Annotated in this window: 21 protein-coding genes; 5 read left to right on the top strand and 16 right to left on the bottom strand. The window is 64.5% G+C overall.

The features are described 5' to 3' along the window. Positions 1–193 precede the first annotated feature (193 nt). Complete coding sequence (locus AX702_RS24270; RefSeq protein ID WP_197420535.1) at positions 194–850, bottom strand: energy transducer TonB; 657 nt, start codon at positions 848–850, stop codon at positions 194–196. 57 nt (positions 851–907) lie between these two features. Between AX702_RS24270 and argJ the strand changes: the two genes are divergently transcribed. Beyond that, on the top strand, positions 908–2,134 hold the full coding sequence (gene argJ, locus AX702_RS08635; protein WP_066778585.1) for a bifunctional glutamate N-acetyltransferase/amino-acid acetyltransferase ArgJ: 1,227 nt from the start codon (positions 908–910) through the stop codon (positions 2,132–2,134). A gap of 108 nt (positions 2,135–2,242) precedes the next feature. Here argJ and trxA read toward each other — a convergent pair whose 3' ends face one another. The 13 genes from trxA to AX702_RS08570 form a co-directional block, all read right to left on the bottom strand. Then, positions 2,243–2,566, bottom strand: coding sequence for a thioredoxin (trxA, locus tag AX702_RS08630; RefSeq protein WP_066778529.1), 324 nt, complete (start codon positions 2,564–2,566; stop codon positions 2,243–2,245). A 47-nt stretch (positions 2,567–2,613) separates the two neighbouring features. Continuing rightward, positions 2,614–6,063, bottom strand: a complete 3,450-nt coding sequence (gene addA, locus AX702_RS08625) for a double-strand break repair helicase AddA (RefSeq protein WP_066778526.1) — start codon at positions 6,061–6,063, stop codon at positions 2,614–2,616. A gap of 27 nt (positions 6,064–6,090) precedes the next feature. Next, positions 6,091–9,027, bottom strand: coding sequence for a double-strand break repair protein AddB (gene addB, locus AX702_RS08620; RefSeq protein WP_066778525.1), 2,937 nt, complete (start codon positions 9,025–9,027; stop codon positions 6,091–6,093). Continuing rightward, the gene (locus tag AX702_RS08615) at positions 9,020–9,772 is read right to left on the bottom strand and encodes a nucleotidyltransferase family protein (protein ID WP_066778523.1); all 753 of its coding nucleotides are present in this window, start codon (positions 9,770–9,772) and stop codon (positions 9,020–9,022) included. Before AX702_RS08615 ends, addB begins: the two co-directional genes overlap by 8 nt. Next, a complete protein-coding gene (locus tag AX702_RS08610) occupies positions 9,769–10,752 on the bottom strand; it encodes an aminoglycoside phosphotransferase family protein (RefSeq protein ID WP_231731785.1) in 984 nt (327 codons plus the stop codon). The genes AX702_RS08615 and AX702_RS08610 overlap by 4 nt, the downstream gene beginning before the upstream one ends. Continuing rightward, positions 10,743–11,195 carry a tRNA (adenosine(37)-N6)-threonylcarbamoyltransferase complex ATPase subunit type 1 TsaE gene (tsaE, locus tag AX702_RS08605; RefSeq protein WP_066778517.1) on the bottom strand — a complete coding sequence of 151 codons (453 nt, stop codon included), beginning with the start codon at positions 11,193–11,195 and terminating at the stop codon, positions 10,743–10,745. Before tsaE ends, AX702_RS08610 begins: the two co-directional genes overlap by 10 nt. Next, positions 11,192–13,513, bottom strand: coding sequence for a sensor histidine kinase (locus AX702_RS08600; protein WP_066778515.1), 2,322 nt, complete (start codon positions 13,511–13,513; stop codon positions 11,192–11,194). Before AX702_RS08600 ends, tsaE begins: the two co-directional genes overlap by 4 nt. Positions 13,514–13,588: 75 nt before the next feature. Then, positions 13,589–14,557 (bottom strand): endolytic transglycosylase MltG, encoded by a 969-nt coding sequence (mltG, locus tag AX702_RS08595; protein WP_066778584.1) that lies wholly within the window; start codon positions 14,555–14,557, stop codon positions 13,589–13,591. Positions 14,558–14,641: 84 nt separating this feature from the next. Then, the gene (gene fabF / locus AX702_RS08590; RefSeq protein WP_066778513.1) at positions 14,642–15,901 is read right to left on the bottom strand and encodes a beta-ketoacyl-ACP synthase II; all 1,260 of its coding nucleotides are present in this window, start codon (positions 15,899–15,901) and stop codon (positions 14,642–14,644) included. 120 nt (positions 15,902–16,021) lie between these two features. Continuing rightward, entirely contained in the window at positions 16,022–16,258 is a 237-nt protein-coding gene (locus AX702_RS08585) for an acyl carrier protein (RefSeq protein WP_046410516.1), read from the bottom strand. Between the two features lie 81 nt (positions 16,259–16,339). Then, the gene (gene fabG / locus AX702_RS08580; RefSeq protein ID WP_066778511.1) at positions 16,340–17,080 is read right to left on the bottom strand and encodes a 3-oxoacyl-[acyl-carrier-protein] reductase; all 741 of its coding nucleotides are present in this window, start codon (positions 17,078–17,080) and stop codon (positions 16,340–16,342) included. 78 nt (positions 17,081–17,158) lie between these two features. Further along, positions 17,159–18,094, bottom strand: a complete 936-nt coding sequence (fabD, locus tag AX702_RS08575; protein WP_066778509.1) for an ACP S-malonyltransferase — start codon at positions 18,092–18,094, stop codon at positions 17,159–17,161. Positions 18,095–18,146: 52 nt separating this feature from the next. Then, complete coding sequence (locus tag AX702_RS08570; RefSeq protein WP_156455415.1) at positions 18,147–19,640, bottom strand: hypothetical protein; 1,494 nt, start codon at positions 19,638–19,640, stop codon at positions 18,147–18,149. Positions 19,641–19,834: 194 nt separating this feature from the next. Between AX702_RS08570 and AX702_RS08565 the strand changes: the two genes are divergently transcribed. From AX702_RS08565 to rplI, 4 genes are all read left to right on the top strand, one after another. Continuing rightward, the gene (locus tag AX702_RS08565) at positions 19,835–20,209 is read left to right on the top strand and encodes an RcnB family protein (protein ID WP_066778507.1); all 375 of its coding nucleotides are present in this window, start codon (positions 19,835–19,837) and stop codon (positions 20,207–20,209) included. Between the two features lie 142 nt (positions 20,210–20,351). Further along, positions 20,352–20,720 (top strand): 30S ribosomal protein S6, encoded by a 369-nt coding sequence (gene rpsF, locus AX702_RS08560; RefSeq protein WP_066778506.1) that lies wholly within the window; start codon positions 20,352–20,354, stop codon positions 20,718–20,720. After that, complete coding sequence (rpsR, locus tag AX702_RS08555) at positions 20,720–20,944, top strand: 30S ribosomal protein S18 (RefSeq protein WP_007403456.1); 225 nt, start codon at positions 20,720–20,722, stop codon at positions 20,942–20,944. The genes rpsF and rpsR overlap by 1 nt, the downstream gene beginning before the upstream one ends. Before the next feature lie 12 nt (positions 20,945–20,956). Further along, positions 20,957–21,550 (top strand): 50S ribosomal protein L9, encoded by a 594-nt coding sequence (gene rplI, locus AX702_RS08550; RefSeq protein WP_066778505.1) that lies wholly within the window; start codon positions 20,957–20,959, stop codon positions 21,548–21,550. Between the two features lie 275 nt (positions 21,551–21,825). Here the strand turns inward: rplI and AX702_RS08545 are convergent, their stop codons facing one another. Both AX702_RS08545 and AX702_RS22015 read right to left on the bottom strand, forming a co-directional pair. Then, on the bottom strand, positions 21,826–23,685 hold the full coding sequence (locus AX702_RS08545; RefSeq protein WP_066778503.1) for an ABC transporter ATP-binding protein: 1,860 nt from the start codon (positions 23,683–23,685) through the stop codon (positions 21,826–21,828). 171 nt (positions 23,686–23,856) lie between these two features. Continuing rightward, entirely contained in the window at positions 23,857–24,003 is a 147-nt protein-coding gene (locus AX702_RS22015; protein ID WP_156455414.1) for a hypothetical protein, read from the bottom strand. Positions 24,004–24,053 lie beyond the last annotated feature (50 nt).

Genomic DNA, 24,053 nt, shown 5'->3' with positions numbered 1-24,053 from the left:
TTGGGCAACCGCCTGGGCGCGGCCCTGCGCGCGCACGCTCCCGCCGACGCCGGTCAGCGCCGATAGCAGCGCGGAAAGGAGGAGCAGGAGGTTCATTGCGCCGGACATAGGATGACAGACCCGCGCGGCCAACCCAAAACCATCTGGGATCGGCGTAACTGGCTTTCAGGCATGCCGCAGACGTTCCACAAAGCTACGGCACTTCACTGATCTGGACCGAGTTACGGTACCTGACCAAGCGGTCTTTGGTTCCCGCAATCGGGGGAAATCTCATTCCCTGTATAGCCCACGGACAAGCCACAGACGGTGACTCTCCTGTCGTGTTCTCGAATTTTACGACCTTGCAGGAGCGGGGCAGACCGTCAGGAGCAACAATCAACTCGATCTCGACCCAGACTGGCTGCAGCAACGCAAGTCCGACAGGCCGTGACGATCCTTTCCACAAAACCCGACGGGTAATCGAAGAGATCACTGGTTTGCCATCAGCCGATCTGGCGGGCTCATAGCGCATGCGTTGCCGGATCAGCGAACAGGAATGATCATCTAGGGCAGTCGATCCACTAGGCGCCACAATCTTGCAATCGACTACGGCACCGGTCTCGTCCACGGAAATACTGACTATAGTTGTTCCGGATACTCCGTGGGCGTTGGCGGGATAGTCGTCCGGTGTAATTTCACCCGAGATTAATTTTGGCGGCGTCGTAGCCGCGCCCCCGCTGGGGGCTTCACTTGCAAGAAGCAACAACGAAGCAATAGCGAACGATCCTGGTGCCAATCGTAAATCCCTCCGCAGCACATCTTTCTGAAAGAGACATGAAAGATAGAGAGGTTCATAGAACAGCGGTAGCATAGCTGACCAGAGCCGCATCGCGTGACAAATCGCCTCACGCGCGGCATGGCGGCTGGCATGTCTACCGCCATCTCCCCGCTTGCCCTGCCCTTTCCCGAGCTGCCGGTCATTGCAGGAGCCACGCCGCGCGTGGCGCGCGCTCGATACAAGGAGTGGGACCGTTGCGACCTGAGTTTCGTCACGCTTGACGCCGGCACCACCGTCGCGGGCGTGCTGACCCAATCGAAATGCCCCTCGCCCGAAGTGGAATGGTGCCGCAAGACGCTGGTGCTGGGGCAAGCGAGGGCGTTGGTGGTCAATGCCGGCAACTCCAATGCATTTACCGGTAACCGCGGACGCGCCGCCGTCGAAGCGATCGCCGCCCGTTCGGCCGCCCACCTGAATTGCCAGCCATCCGATGTGTTCGTTGCTTCGACCGGCGTGATCGGCGTGCCTCTGCCGGTAGACAAGGCAGAGGCCGGGCTTGATGCCGCCTTCGGTGCCGCACCCACCAACTGGCGCCAGATTGCTGAAGCTATCGGAACGACCGACACCTATCCGAAGGGCGCGGTCACCAAAGCGTTGGTCGATGGGCGCGACATCACCCTTGTTGGCGTGATCAAGGGGTCAGGCATGATCGCGCCGGATATGGCGACGATGCTCGGGTTCATCTTTACCGATGTCGCGGTAGAGGCGCCCTTCCTTCAGGCGGCGCTGAGCGCGGCGAGTGATCGCACCTTTTCATGTATTACCGTCGACGGCGACACGTCCACGAGCGACACCGTTCTCGCTTTTGCGACTGGCAAGGCCGGCAACACGCCCCTGGCGAGCGACGACAGTGCGGGTGCCGATGCGTTTCGGGCGGCACTGGCTGATCTGTGCCACCAGCTGGCGCAGCTCGTCGTGCGAGACGGCGAAGGAGCGACAAAGCTTATCGAGATCAGCGTCGAAGGCGCGGAAAGCGACCGATCGGCGCATCGTATCGCCATGTCGATTGCCAACTCGCCACTGGTGAAAACGGCGATTGCGGGTGAGGACGCCAATTGGGGGCGCGTCGTGATGGCCGTTGGTAAAGCGGGAGAGCCGGCCGAGCGCGATAAACTGTCGATCCGCTTCGGGGAAACGCAGGTCGCGGTTCAGGGACTCGCCGTCGCGGACTATGATGAAGCGCCGGTGGCGGCGCACCTGCAAAGTCAGGAGATCGAGATCGGCGTTGACCTCGGACTGGGAGAAGGACGCGCGACGGTGTGGACGTGCGATCTGACGCACGGCTACATTTCCATCAACGCCGATTATCGCAGCTGAGTTGTCGCGCGATCTCGCGACAGGCTAAAGCGCGCTGACCAAATGCGAAACGGGCCCGGTCAATGGCTGACCGGGCCCGTGTCTTAATCAATCAACGGTCACCAGACCTCAGGCGAGCGCGCCCTCGAGCCAGGCCTTAATCCGCCCCTTCGGCTCGGCACCGACCTTGGTGGCAGCCGGATTGCCGCCCTTGAACAGGATCATGGTCGGGATCCCGCGAACGCCGTAACGACCCGGAGCATCCGGATTCTCGTCGATGTTGATCTTCGCGATGGTGACCTGCTCGCCAAGCTCCTCCGAGATCTCCTCAAGGCTCGGCCCGATCATCTTGCAGGGACCGCACCATTCCGCCCAGAAATCCACCAGGACTGGCTTGTCCGACTGGATGACGTCCGCGTGGAAGCTTTCGTCCGTGATCTGCTTGGTGGCCATTTCAACAATCTCCTTTGCGCACAATCTAGGTCCGCGGAACGAGACACTCAACGACCAGCGGCCAAGCTTTGCTCCGGGGCGGTCAAGCCGGGCTTGTGCGCGGCCAGCAGATCCGCAGGCAGCGGGATCAGCACGGGTGCCGACGTGTAAAGCAGTGAGGCCTCCACCGGGCGGTCCGGAAAGATGATCGAGAGAGCCGCTACGTAGGCGGCCATCTGCCGAAGATGATAGACCGGAACGGCATCCAGCCCCCCGGGCGCGAACCGACCCGTCTTGAAATCGACCACCTGCACGCGCTCAGGCGTCACCAGCAGTCGATCGACCGTACCTGCGATGACCAGGCCACCTTCAACGACCGCGCTGATCGGGACCTCACCCAGTGATCCCGGGCCGAAGAGCGAGGCGGTGTGTGGGTTGGCTAGGATGCCGCAGACAGTTTCGGTCAGGCGGGCGCGCTCCGCTGCGTCAGTCACTTGCCCGACCTGCGCCAGCCAGCGATCCGCTGCCACCCGGCGGTCTTCTGCCGCGACCGCGGGCAAACGCTCGAACAGTCCGTGGATCAACCGTCCGCGCTCTGCCGCCGCACGCATCTCGGGCGTAGGCGGCGGGTCCGAGACCTTGTCCTGCCCGATCGCAGACGGCGCCAGCGGGCGAGGAGGACGTGCCTCCGGCGGGGCAGGCAGGTGCGCCCAATCTGGCAGAGGATCCTGCTCCTGCGGGCTCGCAGTGTCAGCAGTTTTCGGCGCCACGGGCTGGCCCGGCGTCGTTCCGTGGAACGCCCGTACCTCGCCCGCAGGCACCGCCAGCAGGTCAAGGGCTCGTTGCGCAGCCGCGTACCAACTCGGCTCCGGCGGGCCAGCACGATATTTCGGGCTCAGCGAGCCCGTGATAACCAGTCGCTCCTCCGCCCGCGTCGCCGCGACGTAGAACAAGCGCCAATGCTCCTGCCGCTCACGGGTGGCGGCCTCGGACGCGACATCGGCAATCGGGCCGGCGCGTTCAGACGGATGAGGCGGAAACACCGGGATAGGATGGGTAAGCCCCTCGGGCGTCCACATCAACGTTCCGCCGCGGGTCGCGTCTGGATCTGCGGTCGCGTCGGCCAAGATCACGACCGGGGCCTGGAGGCCCTTGGCACCATGTGCGGTCATCACCCTCACGGCGCTCAGGGCACCCTCCGCCTCGCGCTTCACCTCCACTTCGCCGCGATCGAACCAGTCGAGGAAGCGCTGCAGCGAAGGGGTTGCCGTTGTCTCGAAATCGAGTGCCGCGCTGAGGAGTTCCTCGATGGGGTCGCGTGCTTCCTCCCCCAAGCGAGCAAGCAGCCGTCGACGACCATGGAGAGGGCCCGAAAGTATTTCCTCCAGAAAGCGGTGTGGAGTCGTGAAGTCCGCACGGGCGAGCATCGCGTCGAGCGGTTGCAGGAGCGCGCGATGGTGCTCTGAAAGATGACGCCACAAGCTGCCGGCACGCGGAACGGCGCGGTCGAGCAGCTCGTCCTGGCTCCAACCGATCAGCGGAGACACCAGCAGGTTCGCCAGGCTGAGGTCATCCTCTGGCTGGAGAACGAAGCGGATTGCGGACAGCAGATCCTGCACGGCGAGCGGTGCATTCAACCGCAGCCGGTCCACACCCGCCACGGGAACACCCTCGGCATAGAGGCGGGCCACCAGCAATTGGGCGATCTCTCCCCGCCGCTTGACCAGCACCATGATGTCTTCCGGGCGGATCGGGCGGCCTTTGCTTTCCAGCATGGTGCCATTGTCCAGCCACGTCCGGATCTGACGCGCGATCCGGGTGGCGTTTGCGCGGACCGCATCGTCGATCCATTCCTCGTCGCCAAGGTCGTCCTCGCCGCTACCAGCTGCGATCGGCGGCCACAGCTCAACGCAGCCCGGCCCAGGAACTTCGCTGGCATGGGGCGGCATGTCGGTGTCGAGCCCGAGTGCCCCAGAGCCCAGCCCTTCCACCGCCGCGTCCACGAACTCCAGAACTGGCCGCGTGGAGCGGAACGATGACACGAGCGACAGCTGTTCGAACGGCAAGCCGCGTTCGTCGTCGGGCATCCGATCGTCGCCAGCGACATCGGCAGCCTTGCGCGCGAAAAAGGTCTCTGCCGCTCGGAAGTTGACCGGATCGGTCCCTTGAAAGCCGAAAATGGCCTGTTTGTGATCGCCCACGGTGAACAGCGTACGCACCGGGGGCGCGTATACACCGCGGCCAACGAAATATTCGTCCACCAGCGCGCGCACGATGCGCCACTGGGATACGTTAGTGTCTTGCGCTTCGTCGATCAGGACGTGTTCGGTCGTCTGGTCCAGCTTGAACCGGACCCAATCGCCAATCCCTGGCACTTCGAGTAGCCGGACGGTGGCCGCAATCAGATCATCGAAATCAACAAGCCCGCGTCGCCGCTTTGCCGCCGCATAGGCCCTCGCGTAGTCCCGACCAACGGTCAGCCCCTCGGCGAGCAGATCGGCGAACGCCGCCCGTACGCGCAATCCGAGCAGTTCTGCGCACGTCGTGTGCATCTGCATGGCAAGATCGGCATAATCGGGATCTGGCGGCGCCTGTCCCTTCACGAACGACCGGGGATCGCCATCGGTTTTCGCCCAGACCATATGCAGCTCTTCGAGCGCAGCTGCCCTCTCCTCCGCGCCTGCGCCAAGCCATGTTGCGATTGTCGCGGCTCGCGCGCTGCCCTTCTTTCCGCCCCAGGCTCTGTTCAACGCGCCAATGGTTTCCAGCGCGGTGAGATCTATCTCGTCATCACTGCAGGCGTGCCGGATATGTTCTTCCACATCGCCAGACGGAAGATCCAGCTCACGGCGAAGCCACGGCTGGATACCCGTGGGCAGCTCCTCCAGCGCAAGCGCGGCTCGGGCGCAGTCGTGCAAATAGCGCTCGGCACCGGCCTCTCCCAAGCGGATGCTCAGCTTGCCGATCGCCTCCAACGGCCCGGTGCGGCCTTCCGCCTCCGCGCTGACGAGAAGATCGGCCAGAGTGGCGCGCGCCAGAACGGCTTCCTCGCGCGCCTCGATCGGGCGAAAGCCCGGGACGAGTTCGGCCTCGGCTGGAAAGGCGGCAAGCAACCCCTGACAAAAACCGTGGATGGTCTGAATACGAAGACCGCCGCCAGGTGCGTCCAGTACTTTGGCAAATAACGTCCGCGCACGGTCGCGCTGCTCGGGATCTCCTGTTTCGCCGAGCGCCGTCAGATCGGCGAACAGGTCTCGATCCTTCATCCGCACCCACGCGGCCAGCCGCTGGCTGACGCGGGCCGCCATTTCTGCCGCGCCCGCCTTGGTGAACGTGAGGCAGAGGATGGCTGAGGGATCGACGCCCCGCAGCAGCAAGCGGAAGACGCGCGCGGACAGCACCTGTGTTTTGCCGGTGCCGGCAGACGCGGAGAGCCACACATGGGCATCGGGCGCGCTGGCACGACGCTGCTCGCCCCGGAGTGGTGGAAGCGGGCGTGTCCCCGAGGAGCTGTTCACCGGGGTCCCTGAAGACTATAAAAGACCTTAGTTGTCACGGCCGTACCATTCGTCTCGGCGCATCAGCTGATCATATTCCGCATAGGGTGCATATTCGGGATGCAGTTTGGCGACGAACGCCTCGTCCCCGGTCAGCCAGCGTCCCGCCGCCTCCGCGAATACGGCGCGAGCGCGGTCCACGAATTCGGCGGTCGGAATGCGATCGCTCTTGCCGTTCGGGTCGACCGGCGTACTGACACTGCCAAACGACCGTTCGCGGTTCCTGGCGAGCGACCAATATTCGAAGCTGCCCGCTCGGCCACTGATTCCCGCGAATCCGCCGGCCTCGGCGATGGCGCCCAGCAGCCCCAGCTGCATTGAAAAGCCCGCGCGCACGGCCGCCGCGGAAGGCACCTTCCCGGTCTTGTAGTCCACGATCGCCAACGTACCATCCGGCATGGAGTCGATCCGGTCGAAGCGGCCAGAAAGCTCGATGCCGGCGATTACGGTCCCGCCTTTGCCCTCCGCCGCCAGCACATTGCGGCCCGCGTCCTGCTCCGCAGCCATGCGCTGGGCAATCCATTCGACCGCCGCCAACAGCCTTGGCTGCCAGAGCGCGCGGACGAGTGGATGCGTGCCGGGATCGCCTAGCATTGACAGCGCGAGCGGTCGAAGCGCGTCCACGCGGCAGTCCTCGTCGCGTGCCCAGGCCTCCAGCACGCCATGTACGGCCGTACCGCGCCAGGCAGCCGTCGGATCGGCATCGACGGGATCAAGCGCCGCCAACCGCAGGATGCGCTGAGCGTAAAAGGCGAACGGATCGGCCTTCAAACGATCAACTTGCGTCACGGACATGGCCTTGGGGCGCAACGCGGCGGCCGGATTTGGAGCCGGGCGCGCGACCGGTCGCGGCCTTCCGCCGTCATCGATCAGTCGGCTCCATCCTTCCAGCTTGCGATCGCGGGCTCGGTCGAACTCGTCGCCCGCCATGGCGGCGAGGCGGAGCCATAGTCGTGAAGAGATCGCCGGTGAGCGGGCATCCCGGCGTGACCGGGTAATCAACACCTCGGGCGCGCCCAGTCCCTGGCCGAAATCATGAGCGGCCACGCCGATCGCCCGCTCCAGCCCAGGCAGACCGAGGGCGACGCGAATACGCGGGGCGAGCCATGGATCTGGCGCGGCGCTTCCCGGCCACACACCTTCATTCAGACCTGCGAGAATCATCAGGTCCGCAGATTGCAGGCGCGCCTCGATCAGGCCGTAAATCGCGATGCGCGGGTGCCCGCCCTGAGGCGGGCGGATGGCGACCTCATCCATCAGCAGCCGCAACATCGGCGCGAGTTCCTGCACCGCAACGTCGGGCGGGCCCAGGACGGCGTCGGCTTCCAGTTCGGCCAGCAAGTCGGCTGCCCCACGGCCCGCCGGGCCACGCCACGCGTCGTCTCCCGCGAGCGACGTTGCTGCATCTCGCAGGGCGGCAATCAGGGCAGGAAGCTGCGTGACCCCGCCCGCGAAGGCGCTGGCAAGCGGATCCAGCAATGCACGTACGTCTGCCCACCAGGCACCCGCGCGATCCCCCAGATGCGCTTCGATCCCGTCCAACCCGGGTGCGGGCCTCGGCCCCCGCAGGCTGCGGTCAAGGCGGCGAACGCGCTCGAGCCACGCGCCGCGCTGCTCCCCCGCCCGCACGAGCGGGTGCTTGAGCAGCGTCAGCAGCGCGAGCGGCGCGAAGCGGTCAGTCGCCGCCTCCACGATGGCGGTGAGCAACGTTCCCGGTGGCGTGATGGAGAGAGGACGGCCTGCGCTGTCATCCACATCGAGGCCCCAGCGGGCGCAATGCGCCGAAACGCGCCGCGCCAGGGCCCGGTCCGGCGTGACCAGCGCGGCGGTGCGCTCCGGCTCCTCCACGGCTTGGCGCAAGGCCAGCGCTATCGCCTGCGCTTCCTCGGCAGGACTGGCAAGCTCCGCGACGCGGACGCCCCCAAGCTGGCGCTGCTGAGGTCGCAACTCAGTCCATCGCGCGGTATATTCAGCCGGGGCAAGCGCATTGGCGATTGTTCGTCCTCGCGCGGCGGACGCCTGATGATCCTTCCCATCCGGCCATGGCGCGACATCGTCGCGGGCCATACCCATGCGCGATAGCAACTGCTTCAGGTGAAACTGCGGGTGCACCTCGATCGCACGCGGGGTGCGCCCCGTGATCGGATCGGGCTGATGCGGACCAAGCGAGTCCCACTCCGCCTGATCCATCACTCGGTCGAGACCCGCCAGGACAACCAGACCGTTGTCGAGCATGGCGACGCGGCCTAGCAGGGCGGCGACGGCAGGCGCCGCATCCGTGATGCCAGCGGCACAGACAAAGCCGGTGGGTGCCGTCTTACCCCATCGTTCCGCCAGGCGCCGCAGCAACAGCGTTCTGCGGGCGGCCGCGTCGATCCGGCCCATGCTGGCGAGTTCGCCGGGCCATTTATCCAGCACCACCTGGAACAGTTCAAGCGCTTGCCGCCAATGCTCAGTCAGGTCGCCCAGATCCAGCGCGGCCAAGCGAGCCGGATCGACCTCTTCCACGACAAGCTGGTCAAGCGTAGCCGCCAGATTTCCCGCCAGCCGCACCGCCTCTGTCGCGTCCAGCGCCGGCTTTGCCTCCTTGACCAGTCGCGCCAGGATCATGCGTCTGCCGAGCGATCCGATAGCTGGCGGTGGCGGATCAGGCGCGTCAGCCGGGTCGAGCGCGGCGCCGATCGCCTCGCCAAGATCATCAGCCCCGATGGCAACCAGGCGCGGCAGCACCAGCGCACCGCCGCTGGCGCGGACGAAAGCGTTGGTGACGGCGAGCTTCGCACGATTGTTCGGCAGAAGCACCAAGCCGCGCGCCAGCCCGAGCGGCTCATCGCCGAACCGCCGGATCAATCCGGCAGCCAGCGCATCCGCAAACCCGCGGTGCGCGGGTATGGTAAAAAGCCGGGGTGTAGTGCGCTCACCCATCGATCAGCAAGGCTTCCGCTCTGGTGACGGCAGCAGGCGTGCCGACATCAACCCACAAGCCTTGATGCACGACACCGTAAGCGCGACCGGCCGCGATCGCACGCTCCCAGAACAGCATGGTGGAGAACGGCCCTTCCGGCGCATCGACGAGAATGGCGGGGTTCAGGATTTGCACGCCGATGAACACAAAGGGCGCAAGCCGGCCGGAGCGGCGTCGGCTGGTAATTCGTCCGTCCGCGGCGATGTGGAAATCACCCTGCCCGCGATGGCAATGAGCGCGAGCAAGGGGAACCAGCAGCAGCAGGACGTCCATCTCCGCCGCGTTCCACCGCGCCGCCAGCAGCGACAAGGCATCGATTGGCCCATCTAGCCAGTAATTGTCGCTGTTCACGACAAAGATGGGCTCACTGCCGAGCAGAGGCTTTGCCTTCATCAGGCCGCCGCCTGTTTCCAGCAGCTGCGCGCGCTCGTCAGAAATCGTGATGTCGATCCCGTCGACAGCGCGAAGATGCCCTTCCAACGTATCGGCGAGATAGTGGACGTTGACCACCGCGCGCTTCACGCCGGCGGTGCGAAGGTGATCCAGCGTGTGATCGAGCAGCGTCTTGCCCGCCACCTGGATCAGCGGCTTCGGACGGGTGGCCGTCAGGGGTCGCATCCGCTTCCCGAGGCCGGCTGCCATCACCATCGCCGTCTGCGGCATAAGCGCCGGAAGTTCCGGCCGCAAAACACGCGGTTTCGTCATTGTACGCTCAGCAGCAGAGGGTCACCACGGAGTTGGGCGGGGATGTTGGCATCGAACCAGCGCGCGACCGGGGCTAGCTCCGGACGGGCGAGATCGCGCTCCAAATAGGCCCAGACGCGCGGGCAAAGGCTTGGATAGCGTTCCTTGCCGTCGCGCTTCCACAATCGGGTGAAAATGCCGATGATCTTGGCATTCCGCTGCGCGCCGAGCACGTGATAGGCGCGCATGAACGCCTCGCCCTCTCCGGTTGCCGCGAGGTAGCGATCCAGCATCGCGCGTTCGAGCGCAGGATCCACGTCGCGCCGCGCATCCTGCAACAATGAAACCAGGTCATAGGCTGCATGCCCGGCGAGCGCATCCTGGAAGTCAAGCAGCCCGAGTGACCGGGACGCGCCGACGAGCATCAAATTTTCGACGTGATAATCACGAAGAACCGTAACGGCGCGATCGTAGCGCGCGTGCTGCAGGACCTCGTCCCACGCCGTGACATAGCCTGCCGTGTCGACGTCAAGGCCGAGGGCGGGGCAATACCATTCCACCAGCAGCCCGGCCTCGCGCTGCAGCTCGGCTCGATTATATGGGCGCCAGGCGCCGGCCGGGTGATCGCGCAGGGCGACCAGAACATCGACGGCATTGGCATAAAGCCCCAAGGCGGCTTCGGGATCAGCATCGATTGCTTCCCGCATGCGATCGTTGCCAAAGTCCTCGATCAGCACCAGGCCGCGCGCTTCATCGATTGCATGGATCCTCGGCGCGCCGAAACCGCGTTCCGACAACCATTGTGCGACCGCGATGAACGGGCGCGGGTCCTCGTGCGGCGGAGGCGCGTCCATCAGCACGGCGCTGCGCCCCCCATCCACGATGCGAAAATAGCGTCGAAAGGAGGCGTCGCCGGCGAGAGGCAGCACTGTTGCTCCACCCCATCCGTGCGCAGCGAGGAAATCGGGCGCTTCGGCGGGCGGCGTCATGTCTAGGACCATCGGCGCTCCCATGCCGCCGGCGCTTCCCAAGTCAAGCGCCGCGCGCCATCCGGTTCGATCGCCAGCGCGAAGCGCAACGCCTGGGGCCACGCACTCGGCCCTGCCCGATCAGGCCATTCCACGACCAGCGCGGAATCGAACAGCGCTTCCGACAGCCCGAGTTCTTCCAGCTCCTCCGGCCCATCCAGCCGATAAAGATCGACGTGCAGCACTGGCAGCCGGACCTCCGGAGGGTCATAGGGTTGAACGATCGCGAAGCTGGGCGACGGAGCCTCACCCGCCAAACCGAGGCCGGCGAGCAGCCCGCGCGCGATACTGGTCTTGCCGGCGCCCAGCGGCCCGGTGAGCGTGACGATATCACCAGGCTGCAGCAGGTCGGCAAGCCGGGCACCCACCTCCTCGGTCTCGCGCGCATCGGCGAGGCGCAGGCTGCCGCTCGTCATCGGGGCAGTTCCGCCTTCACCAGCGTACCGATACCAAGTTCGCTGACGAGCGAGATCTGTCCACCGTGTGCTTCGACGAACTGCTTGGCAAGCGGCAACCCGAGATCGAGCGCACGCACTCCGCGCGTGGTGGTCGGCTGGGCGAAGCGGTCAAAGGCGTGCTTGGCCGCATCCTCGTCCATGCCGCCGCCGTCGTCCGACACGATGATGCGCGCCCTGTCGGCGTCGCCATCGACATGAAGCAGCACGCGCCCGCCCGCCATGGTGGCGTTAATGGCGTGTCGAAGAAGGTGCTCCATCGTTTCGCGGATGCGCCGCACGTCGCCGTTCACCTGTCCGGCGCTCGCGTCGATCTCCACGGCGAAGTCGATATTTCGCTCTGCCGCTGCCTGGTCCACTGCTTCTGCTGCGGCACGCGCCGCATCGGCAAGATCGACCAGTTCGCGCCTCAGAGGCATGTCCCGCTCGCCTTGCGTCAGGTCGAGCACTTCATCGATCAACATCCCCAGTCGGCTGACTGACGAGAGGATCGCGGTCACATATTGATCGGCCTGCTCGGTCAGCTTGCCCGCATAACCCGCGTGCAGCATTTCCGCGAAGCCGCTGATCGACGTCAACGGCGTGCGCAGTTCGTAGCTCATGTTCGCGACAAAAGCCGTCTTCACCTTGTTAGCGGCCTCAAGCGCCGCTGCCCTATCCCGCAGCGCCTGTTCAGCGCGCCGGCTATCGCTGATGTCCAGCATCGTGAACAGCGCGTTGCCATCCGGCAGTGGAACGGCGGCGAAGGCGAAGTGGCGGCCGTCCGCCAACGCCACGCGCCCGCTGCGCTGCTGCCGATCGCTGGTCGCGGAACGGACCAGCTCGGTCACCAATGTCGCGCGATTGGGCGTCCGCAATTTGGGAGCAATCTTTTCGGCCACCGCGTCGACGCGCGGGTGACTGCTCAGGAACTCCTCCTCGAACTCCCACAAAGCGCGGAAGCGATTGTTCCATAGCTGAAGCCGACCATCCGCCGCGAACACGCCCAGCGCCTCGAACAGATTGTCGAACGTAGCGGTGCGTACGCGCAGCAGCGTATCCCGCGCAGAGGCGAGCTGAACTTCTTCCGTTCGGTCCTCGAAGATCAGAAGCAAGCCGCCGTCCGGCAGCAATTGCGCCAGCACGCGGATATGCACACCGCCAGGCAAGTGCCACGTTTCCTCCGTGGCCGCATCGGTTCGGGTAAACCAGTCGCGCCGCTCCGCCTTCCAGCCTGGAAAGTCCCGCACCTCAGGCAGCCGATTCGCCTCGCGCATGCGTTCCAGCACGCGATCAAATTCGGGGCGGTCCGCCATCCATTCACTGCGCATCGCAAACATGCGCCGGAAAGGCTGATTGCAGAACACCATGGAGCGGTCGCGACCGAACTGCGCAACGCCGGCGGAAAGTCGGTCGAGCATGGCCCGCTGCGCCACGGCAAAGCGCTGTTCGCGGGCACGCGCCTCCTCCAGTTCCTCCACGTCGATGGCGAACCCGGCGACGCCGCCGCCGGGAAGAGGAACGTCGAACAACTGCATCGACCGTCGCGCGCCGCCGATCGTTGCAGGCAACACGCGGATTTCGGGCCGACCGGTCTGACGTGCAACTGTTGCGCCCGCGAGCGGACCACCCTGGCCGGAACCTTCGATCAGCTCGAGCCCGCGCGCCACCACATCGGCCGCATCCGCGCCTTCCACGGCCTGAACATAGGCAGTGTTGACCATCGCCAGCCGCAAGTCAGGCCCGCGATACCACATTGGAAGGGGCGCTGCCTCGATCAGGGCCGTCAAAGCGTCAAACGCTTCTCGTACCTGCGTTTGCTCTGCGGCGAGGCGCTCCACCTCCTCCTGTGCCTCACTGGCGTCGTGCACCCAGATCACGACCTCGGCGCTGCCGGCGCCGACCGGCGCCCGCGCGCCGCGCAGCGTTAACGTGCGTGCGGCGCCCCGCGGCCGAACCTGCCGGATGAATGGCCTGCCGGATCGCTGAACGGAGATCACGTCGTTCAGAAGTTGCTCTGCATCGAGCGGGGTCAAGCCACCCCCGGCGGCACTCAGGCCGTCGAAGTCGGTCGGCGGCTGCACCAGCCCGAAAAGGTCAGCGATGCGTGCCGGCATGTCCAGCCGGTGGTTGGCCATCACCAGGATCGGCTGCATCGGCGCACCGGCGAGCAACCCTTCTGCGAGGTGCAGACGATCCCGCTGCTCGGCAGCCGCGGTAAGCGCCCGGAGACCACGGTTGAGCACCATGGTAGCCGCACCAATCAGCAACAACAAAACAGCGCCGGCGGCGATCAGCATGGGCGTGGTCAAGAAAGCGGCGAGTCCGTGGTGATGTTCGTCACTTCTACGCCCGCGCGCCGCAAAGTGAACAGCCTACATCTCTCCGCGCGCACGGCGGATCGCATACCATTTCGCCACATTCGCGTTATGCTGATCGAGCGTGTCCGCGAACACATGCCCGCCGGTGCCATCGGCCACGAAGTAAAGCGCAGACGTCTTCGCGGGATCCAGCACGGCATCGATCGAGGCACGACCGGGGTTTGCGATCGGGCCGATCGGCAGGCCGGCGCTCGCATAGGTGTTATAGCCGTTCTTCGCCTGCAGTTCGGATCGCTTGATCCGCCTCCCAAGCGGCTTTCCCTTGGTGATCGGATAGATGACGGTGGGATCGGCCTGCAGCGGCATGCCCGTCTTCAGACGGTTGGTATAGACCGCCGCCACCATTCGCCGTTCGGACGGCTTGCCCGTTTCCTTCTCGACGATCGACGCGAGGACGACGGCTTCCTGCGGGGTCGTGACCGCGATCCCCGGCTTGCGCCTCTTCCAGGCGGCCGCGAGATAATCCGCCATCGCCTTCTGCATCCGGCCGACGACGGCCGCTCGCGTGTCGTTCAACTGATAGGCGTAGCTGTCCGGCAGCACCGAGCCCTCGCGCGGAACCGACACCTCTCCCGTGAGCCCTTCCGCGCGCATCAGCGCCTCGTGCACCAGAACGGAAGGATAGCCCTCGGGTACTGGAACCAGACGCTGGCGGACCTTTCCATCCTCAAGCAACGCCAGGATGTCAGCCGCACTGGCGCGGGCCGGTATCGCATATTCGCCGGCTTTGATCGGCTTGCCGCCACCGAACACGCGCGCGTACCCGCGGAAACGCAATGCTGAGCGGATCGCGCCCTGCTTCTCAAGCTCTCCGGCCGCTCGCGCGAGGCTTGCACCTTCCGGAACGACCACCGCCAGCGGCTTGCTCGCCGGTCCCTCTCCGGACCAGTCCCGACCCACCCAGAACAACAGGGCAATCAGCACCAATCCGGCGATCAGTCCCAGGCAACCCGCCTTGCGCATCATCTTACCTCAGGCGTCGCTCCGCCCCGAAAAGAAAGCGGGCCGGATGGACCGACCCGGTCGAGACCGGGCCGGACGATGGAATCAGAGGGCCTTCATGACCAGCGAGGCGTTGGTACCGCCAAAGCCGAAGCTGTTGTTCAGCACAGCGCGCACCTGACGCTTCTTGGCAACATGCGGGACGAGGTCGACTCCCGCGCAATTGTCACTCGGATTGTCGAGGTTCAGCGTCGGCGGGACGATCTGGTCACGCATGGCGAGAATGCAGAAGATGCTTTCGACTGCGCCCGCGCCGCCAAGAAGGTGGCCGATCGCCGACTTGGTCGACGACATGGACAGCGAGCCGATATGATCGCCGAACAGCCGGCGCACGGCGCCGAGCTCGAGTTCATCCCCGAGCGGCGTCGAGGTGCCGTGAGCATTGATATAGTCGATATCGGAAAGCGATAGTCCGCTCTTGCGCATCGCCATTTCCATCGACCGAAACGCGCCCGAGCCTTCCGGGTGCGGCGCCGTGACGTGATAGGCGTCGCCGGAGAGGCCGTAGCCGATCACCTCGGCGTAGATCTTTGCGCCGCGCGCCTTTGCCCGCTCATATTCCTCAAGCACCACGACGCCGGCACCCTCGCCCATGACGAAGCCGTCGCGGTCCTTGTCATACGGACGGCTGCCCTTCTCCGGCGTGTCGTTGAAGTTGGTGCTGAGTGCCCGTGCCTGCGCGAAGCCGGCAATCCCCAGCGGGCAGATCGCACCCTCTGCGCCACCGGCCAGCATGACATCGGCATCGTCCATCGCGATCATGCGCGCTGCGTCGCCGATCGAATGCGCGCCGGTCGAGCAAGCGGTGACCACCGCATGGTTCGGCCCCATCAGGCCGTATTTGATGCTGACCTGCCCCGAGATGAGGTTGATCAGGCGCCCGTGCACGAAATGCGGGCTGACGCGCCCCGGCCCCTTCTCATGGCGAACGATCGATTCGCTCTCTATGCCGGGCAGGCCGCCGATGCCGGCCCCGATCGAGCAGCCGGCGCGATACCGCTCGGTCTCGCTCATCTCGGTCAGGCCCGCATCCTCGAGCGCTTGGCCCGCGGCATCGATGCCGTACACGATGAACGGATCGACCTGACGCTGGATCTTGTGGTCGACCCGCTTTGAAGCGTCGAAACCATATTCATGGTCTGCCGGCTTCACCTCGCAGGCGATGCGGCACTTATAGTCGGACGCGTCGAAGCGCGTGATCGGCCCGGCGCCTGATTTGCCGGCGATGATGTTGGCCCAAGCAGTTTCCACGTCCGCCCCAAGCGGGGTGACGAGGCCAAGACCGGTGACGACGACGCGGCGCATTGCGCTACTCCATGAACGTTACAACGAAACGGCTCCCCGCCCTCTAGCCGTGGACGGGGAGCCGCTCAAATCCGTGGCCGTGGCAGCGGCAGGCTCAAGGCCTTTCCGCCGCGCTCACGCTCAGCCCTTGTGCTCGTCGATATAGGTGATCGCATCACGCACGGTGGTGATCTTCTCCGCGGCGTCGTCCGGAATCTCCACCCCGAACTCTTCCTCGAACGCCATCACCAGCTCGACGATGTCGAGGCTGTCCGCGCCGAGATCGTCGATGAAGCTCGCGTCCTCGGTCACCTTGTCGGCTTCGACGCCGAGATGCTCGACGACGATCTTCTTCACGCGGTCGGCGGTCTCGCTCATATAAATTCCCTTTGTTTCATTCGGGGGGTTGTTGAATTCTGAACGCAGGTAGAACGGGGTGCGCCCCGATACAAGTCTGCTTTAGACCATCGCCATGCCGCCATTCACGTGCAGTGTCTGCCCGGTGACATATCCGGCCTCTCGTGATGCCAGGTAGACAACGGCTGCCGCGACGTCTTCTCCCTTACCCAGGTCCCCTGCCGGAATCTTGGTGAGAAGCGCGGTTTTCTGCGCTTCCGGCAGCACATGCGTCATGGCGGATTGGATGAAGCCGGGGGCGACGCAATTAACCGTAACGTTACGGCTGGCAAGCTCCTGCGCGATCGCCTTGGACATGCCGACGAGGCCCGCTTTTGACGCCGCATAATTTGCCTGACCGGGATTTCCGGTCTGACCGACGACGGAGGTGATGGACACAATCCGCCCAAACCGCTGCTTCATCATCGGCTTTGAAGCGGCGCGCATCAGCCGGAAAGCGGCCTCCAGGTTGACGCGAATGACCTGGTCCCATTCGTCGTCCTTCATGCGCATGGTCAGGTTGTCGCGCGTGACACCGGCGTTGTTCACCAAAATGTCGAGGCGGCCACCCAAAGCCTCGAGCGCTGCAGGAACAAGCCCGTCGACAGCGGACGCATCTGACAGGTTCGCCGGCACAGCGACATGGTCGCCACTGAGCTGCGAACAGAAAGCGCTGAGCTTTTCCGCGTTGGATCCGGAGACGGCAAGGCGAGCGCCCTGTGCGGCCAAAGCCTGCGCGATGGCAGAACCGATGCCCCCCGACGCTCCAGTCACCAGAGCCGTCATACCAGTGAGGTCAAACATCCAATTCTCCTGAATTCACACGAACCACTGCCACCGTCAGCGTAGCCTCCAAACGATGGAAGCGGCATGCTGCCTGCATCACAGCTCCTTGAGCAGGCCTTCGACATCGTCCATCGATACCAGGCTTACCGCCGTCGCATCGGGCGCGATCCGCTTCACCATCGGCGTTAGTACCTTGCCGCCGAACTCCACGAAGGTGGTGACCCCCGCATCGACCATTGCCAGCACGGACTCACGCCAACGCACCATGCCGGTGACTTGTTCGACCAGCAGGCGCCGGATCGTGTCAGGATCGCTCGCCGGTGCCGCCGTGACATTGGTGTATACGGGAACAAGCGGCGCGCTGAGCGGGGCCTCTGCCAGCGCCTTCTCCATCGCGTCAGCGGCGGGCTGCATTAAGGGACAGTGGAATGGGGCCGACACCGGGAGCGCGACGGCGCGCTTGGCGCCATGTTCCTTGGCCAGCGCGATGGCGCGATCAATGGCGGCCTTGGCACCCGAGATCACCACCTGACTGGGATCATTGTCATTGGCAACCGTGCAGACCTCGCCCTCGGCGGCGGCGGCGGCAATCGTTTCCGCTGTGGAAAGGTCCGCGCCGAGCAGTGCGGCCATGCCGCCCTCGCCCACCGGCACGGCGGCCTGCATCGCCTGCCCGCGCAGCTTCAGCAGCCGTGCCGCGGTGGAAAGATCGAATGCGCCCGCCGCACATAAGGCGCTATACTCGCCAAGGCTGTGACCGGCGACGAAATCTGCCTTCTCCGCCAGCCGAACGCCGCCTTCTCTTTCCAACACGCGCAGCGTCGCGATGGCGTTCGCCATAATGGCTGGCTGAGCGTTTTCGGTGAGCGTCAGTTCATCGGCGGGCCCTTCAGTCATCAGCCGGAACAGGTTCTGACCCAATGCTTCGTCGACCTCGCCGAAGACCTCGCGTGCATGGGAACTAGCGGCGGCCAGCGCCTGACCCATGCCAACGGCCTGACTGCCCTGACCCGGAAAGATGAACGCTCGCATCAGCCTCTCCCAATTCGAAGAGGGGCCCGGTAGGCGCGTCAGGGGCGCGGGGTCAACCGCCGTGCGGCCGAACCAACACCATGTCCGCATTTGGCGCGAACATGCGCCTGGATATCGCGTTCGGGACAAAGGGTTTCAAACCGAGCCACTGGATCACCGCCCCAAGCCGCGTCGGCGGAGATGGGTATCGCGCGATCACCTGCCCGGCCGGCGCCGAATCGGTCGCTGCAAGAACGAGATCACCGGGACGGGCGGGAAGCGACCGGATATTGGCTCGCCGAAGAAACGCCATTGGGATGTCCGCGCGAGCTACGTCGTTCGCCGCCCCAGCGATCGTGACATCGGGATGTGCCTCCGCGGCCAGCATCAGCGCCTCCAGCGACCACCTTGGATGGGCATTCCCGACGCTGATCAGCAACAGATTGCTTGCGATCAGAGCGGCCAGGACCAGCATTCGTGTCGTCCGCGCGGCACGATCAAGCCAGATCGCCAGCATCATCGAGGCGGCAAGAGCCAGCAGCATGAAGTACCGGGGATTGAGCACCAGCTTGGTGTAAAGCGCCGATACGAGCAGAAAGCTGCCGATCGCCATGGCGGCAAGAAGCAGGAACGGAACCTGACGATCCGGCAGCATCCGCTCCCAGCCCTGACCCAGCCCAGCGGCGCCGATCGCCCAGAACAGCAGGCCAAAGTCATCGTTGACGAACAGGACGAGCAGCGGATCGATCGGTGGCCAGAGCAGGAAGTTCCCCTCATGATTCGCCGCGCGATCGATATGCTCGTCGTGATGGAAGGCGATGGCGTAGCGCCGCAGCGGATCACCGGTGAGGGTATATTGAAACGCCGCTTCGCCGAGCAAAACCAACATGGCACCAAGACCACAGGCCATTATTGCGCTGCGCGGCACCGGACGGCCCAGCAGCATAAGCGGGCCGAGAACCGCCAGTGCGAGAACACTCGTCTCCCGACAAAGCACTGCAATCCCGAACATGACGCCGCCAAGGCCGGCTCGCAGCAGCCCTGCCCGGCTCTCACTCGCCGAACCCACAAGCCACGCTCCGACCACCAGGGCAGTCGCTTCCAGCAGGTCGACGCTGACGGTGCTGGCATGTGCGACCACTACCGGGAAAGTGGCGGTGAGCAGTGCGGCGATCCACCCGGCCCGCGGAGTGTCTATGGCGGCGATGATGCCGCCGACCACCACCACCAACAGGATGTAGAACAACAAGGCAGTAGCCGCGAATGCCGCGAAGTTGTTGCCCATCACTCTGATCACTGCCGCAAAGGTCAGCGTCAGCGGAAATCGCGTCGACCAATGATCGCTGCCGGGGAACGGCGGATCGGTAAGCCACCGTATCGCACCCGCATGGTAAAGCGAATCATCGGACGCCATGAAGCCGATCCAGCCGATGAAGAGCGCAGCCAGCATGATTGCGCCGAGTACCGCGATCCAGCCAGCCAATCGCAACCACGACGATGCGCCTGCACGCCCGCTTCCCGCAGTCGTGTACCGATGAACTGGGATCGTCTCGGGCATGGTCTTCATCAGCGATGCCATAGGCTGGTGCAGTATAGAAATGCTTGCCTTGCTGAACCGCCGTTCATCCTGGTGCTGCCAATGCGACAATCTGAGACGAAATGGCGCGCCTGCCGCCATTCGGTAGCGACAGTTGAGGCTCAGATAGGTTCTCGACGGCGCGGTTCTTCCGGCGCCGGTGAGAAGTTCAAAGGAGTTGACCCATGTTCAGCAAGATCGTTCAGGCTACCATTGCAGCCTCGCTGATCGCTACGCCCATGATCGGCACCAGCGCACAGGCTCAGTCGCGTCAGCAGGAGCGGCAGGTCACCACGATCAAGCAGCGCCCGAACGGCACCGTGGTAAAGAAGACGACGACCGTTCGCCGTGAAAGCAACAATCGCGCCTGGCGCAAGGGCCAGCGCTTCGATCGCCGCTACGCCGCCAATTATCGAGTCGTCGACTATCGCCAATATCGTGGCCGCCATCTTTACGCCCCGCCGCGCGGCCATCAGTGGGTGCGCTCCGGCAACGATGCCGTGCTGGTCGCGGTCGGCAGTGGCATCGTGGCCGCCGTCCTGGCGAATGCCCTGCGGTAAGACTTGCTTTTTCTCCAGATCTGAGTAGGGGATCCGGCAGCACGGGCGGGGAGCATGGCCTCCCCGCCTTCGCTGTTTTGGACGACAGTCGGAGGGGCATGGCACGGGGCCATGTCAGCGATCGGCCAACGAAGGAAAGCACATGGCTCTGTATGAGCACGTGTTCCTTGCGCGCCAGGATTTGGCACAGGCGCAGGTGGACGCGATGGCGGAAGCCGTCACCAAGATCGTAGAAGATCACAATGGCAAGGTCGTGAAGACCGAGACCTGGGGTCTGCGCAGCCTCGCCTATCGCATGGTGAAGAATCGCAAGGCTCACTATGTGATGATCGAGATCGACGCACCGGGCGACACTGTCGCAGAGATCGAGCGTCAGCACTCCATCAACGAGGACATCATCCGCTACATGACCGTCAAGGTCGATGCGCATGAGCAGGGCCCGTCGGTGATGATGCGCAAGCAGGAGCGGGATCGCGAGCGCGGTCGCCGTCGTGAAGAGGAGAACGCATAATGGCCCGTCCCTTCTTCCGCCGCCGCAAGAGCTGCCCCTTCTCGGCGAAGGACGCCCCCCGGATCGATTACAAGGACGTGCGTCTGCTGCAGGGCTTCGTGTCCGAGCGTGGCAAGATCGTCCCGTCGCGCATCACTTCGGTGAGCGCCAAGAAGCAGCGCGAACTCGCTCAGGCGATCAAGCGCGCCCGTCACCTGGGCCTGCTGCCCTACGTCGTTAAGTAAGGAGAAGAGCAGATGGACGTCATTCTGCTTGAGCGCGTCGAGAAGCTCGGCGGCATCGGCGACGTAGTGAAGGTGAAGGACGGGTTCGCCCGCAACTTCCTGCTGCCGAACAAGAAGGCGCTGCGCGCCAACGAAGCCAACCGCAAGGTGTTTGAGGCGAACCGCGCCCGCATCGAAGCCGAGAACGCGAATCGTCGCGGCGAGGCCGAGAAGGAAGCCAAGACCTTCAAGGACGCATCGGTCACGATCATCCGCCAGGCGTCGAACGCCGGCCAGCTGTACGGCTCGGTTGCTGTTCGTGATCTGGTCGAGGCGTTGAACGAAGCGGGTCACAAGGTCGCCAAGTCGGCCGTTGTGCTCGATCGCCCGATCAAGGCAATCGGCGTGTACGACGTGCGCGTCGCACTGCACCCGGAAGTCTCCGTTACCGTCAAGGTCAACATCGCTCGTTCGCCGGAAGAGGCTGAGCTGCAGTCGCAGGGCGTGGACGTGATGGCGCAGGTCTTCGAAGAAGGTCGCGACCAGGGCGGCTTCACCGAGGACTATGACGCGAACGCCGAGCCTGGCGCGAGCGCAGAGGCACGCGAGGAGTCGACGCAGGGCTGATCGCCCGGCCTGTCGCCTTGAGAGACAAGGCCCGCCCGGCACCTTGCCGGGCGGGCTTTTCTTTACCCCCCATTCCCGTTTGCAATCAGTTGCCTCAACGACAGAGTCGTGAGCGAACCGCTTGCTTCGCCGCTCAGGGTTGATCCGGTGACTTGACTTGCGCTTCTGAGCTCAGGTCGTGGCGGAACGAGAGACAAAGAGAGCAAAGCGCCCGAGATCGTCTACCGCTTAGAAGCTGATTGCGGATCTTCCCCCCTGCACCTCGCGTGCATGGATCAGGGCCGGTCTGTCCTGCTCTGCCAGGCGCTGCGCACCATCTGCTGCACGCGCGCACGGCTTCGTTCGGAGAGTGCACGCAGGCGCTCCCCGGCCGCCGATATGCCGGAGGACCGATCCATGCCCTCGACCTGCATGACCCAGAGCTGCCGGAACGCTCCGCCCGGTCGGCGCAGCAGTTGCTGCGGCGGCCCGTCCTCGATGATACGCCCTTCCGAAAGGACCACCACGCGGTCGAAGTTCGCGACGGTCGAAAGGCGATGCGCGACCGCGATGACCGTCCGGTTCTGGATCAGCGCCTCCAGCCCGTTCTGAACTTCAAGCTCCGATTCGGAATCAAGTGCCGACGTTGCCTCATCCAGCAGCACGATGCGTGCGTTCTTCAGGAAGGCACGTGCAATCCCAATCCGCTGTCGCTGCCCTCCGGATAGATTGGTGCCCCGCTCGCCGACGATGCTGTCATAGCCATGCGGGAGGCGGCGGATAAAATCATCGCATCCGGCCGCCTCCGCGGCGCGAAAGACCTCCTCGTCATCCGCCTCCGGATGGGCGAAGCGGATGTTCTCCATCACCGATCGGTGGAACAGCAGAACCTCCTGGGGCACCACGGCGATCGCGTCGCGGAGGCTCTCCTGCGTTACCGAGTCGACGCGTTGACCGTCGATCGCAACATGGCCCGCCTGCGGATCGTGAAACCGTTGCGCTAGCTGAAGCAGCGATGATTTCCCGGCTCCCGACGGACCGACGATGCCCACTTTCTGCCCCGCCGGGATCTCGAGCGTGAGATCATGAAGGACGGGGTGGCGCGGATCATAGCCGAAGGTGACGTGACTGAACTCCACTCTGCCCTCACCCACCCGGAGACGCGCTGCGCCGGGAGCGTCGTTCAGCGTTTGGGGCACGCCGATGATGTCGAGCGTTTCGCGCAAATAGCTGAACTGTTGGCTGACATCGATCAACGCCATTGCCAGATCGCGCGAACCATGAAGAATGCGGAAGGTCATCGTGCTGATGATCACGACATCGCCCGTGGTGATCGCGCCGCTTGACCATCGCCCAATGGCCCAGATCAGCGTGCCACCCACGAATATGGCCAGCGACAGATCGTGCAGACCGCGCATCCGCTCGACAAAGAACCATCCGCGGCGCTGTGCAACCGCCTCATCATCCATGAACTCGCGCAATCGCGAAATCTCACGCTCGCCCGCGGCGAATGCTTTTACGACCCAGATGTTGCCGATCAGGTCCACAAGTTCGCCGCCGACGGTGCCCGCGTGCTCTGCAAACGCCTTGTGGTGCACGTGCCCGCGGAATCCGAGCAGCACGAGACCGATCGTCACGAAAACAAAGATGCCGCCCAGCACTGCCGCCATGATCGGGTCGATCGCCACGAAGATGATCATGGCACCGACAAAGGCGATCAGTGGTGGTGTCACTTCCTGCAGCAGCCGATGAATGATCGCGCCGAAGATACCGGCAAGCCCGGAGATCCGATGGCCGAGCGAGCCAGCGCGCTGGTTCTGGAAGAACGGCATCTGATGGCCGGTCAGGTAATCCACCATGTCCAGTCGGATGCCGACCCCAGAGACAACGGTGGCATGTCCCAGGGTCATCGCGGCGAGGCGCTGGAGCAGGCTTTCCAGAACGACGAGGCTCAGGAACAGGGCCAAAGCAGTATAAACAAGCGAGCGAATGCGATCGGCGCTCGTCATCGCATCGATCAACAGCTTCATAGCATATTGTACGCCGATGGAACTCACCGAGGCGCCGGCGACGAGCAAGCCAAGAAGCAGGAATATCCAGGGCCGCGCGGCCACGTAATGCAGCAGAAACCGCGTCGGACTGATCAGGAAGGGCATGGCTCGTCAGGAAACTGCGTTGCTCAACCGCACGGAACGCACGTTCAAGAGATATGCTGCGTGACCTGGCAAATGGCGGAGCCACGGCAATTGAAAAGCGCCGCGCTCTTGCGAGCTCCGCTTGAGCAACGTTGAATGTGGCATCGCTGGCGCCGTTGCGTCAATTATCGCTCAAGCGCCATCCTGGGGACGTCCCCGTCCGTCATGTTGTGCCAGGATCGCGACGAGCGCTGTGACACGCTCACGCAATTCTTCCAGGCCCGCCGGATCATAGCCATCCGCCATCGTATCCGGCACATGAAGCGCAGTCTCACGCAAGGCGCGGCCCTTTTCGGCTGTCTCTTATACACATCTCCGAGCCCACGAGA

The sequence above is a fragment of the Sphingomonas sp. CCH5-D11 genome (genome assembly GCF_001557395.1).
In the GTDB taxonomy this organism is placed as follows: Bacteria; Pseudomonadota; Alphaproteobacteria; order Sphingomonadales; family Sphingomonadaceae; genus Sphingomonas.
Note: the sequence above shows the minus strand (reverse complement) of the source record. Positions and strands in the feature narration are given on the sequence as shown.